The following is a 507-nucleotide window of genomic DNA, read 5'->3' as shown; positions in this document are numbered from 1 at the left end:
GAACCGGGACTTCCATGCCGATCAGCCAAATCAGAAATGGGCTGGCGACATCAGCTATGTGTGGACCCGAGAAGGATGGCTCTACCTTGCCGTGATTCTTGATCTGCATTCCCGGCGCATCATTGGATGGGCGGTGAGCAATCGCATGAAGCGGGACCTGGCGATCCGGGCTTTGAAGATGGCCATTGCTCTACGCCAGCCGCCCGAGGGCTGCATCCATCATACGGATCGCGGCAGCCAATATTGCTCCCACGATTATCAGAAGCTTCTGCGTCAGCATGGCTTCCAGGTATCGATGAGCGGCAAGGGCAACTGCTATGACAATTCGGCCGTCGAAACGTTCTTCAAAACGATCAAGGCCGAGCTCATCTGGCGCAGGTCGTGGCAGACGCGCAGAGACGCGGAGTTGGCCATCTTCCAATACATCAACGGCTTCTACAATCCGCGACGGCGGCACTCAGCATTGGGCTGGAAAAGCCCGGTCGCCTTCGAACGGAAAGTGGCCTA

1 protein-coding gene is annotated in these 507 nt (G+C 57.2%); it reads left to right on the top strand.

Going from position 1 to position 507, the window contains the following annotated elements:
* A partial coding sequence (locus ACRZ91_RS22190; protein ID WP_480908655.1) for an IS3 family transposase occupies positions 1-507 on the top strand: 507 nt, incomplete at both ends.

The sequence above is a fragment of the Ruegeria sp. O11 genome, from assembly GCF_056535285.1.
Note: the sequence above shows the minus strand (reverse complement) of the source record. Positions and strands in the feature narration are given on the sequence as shown.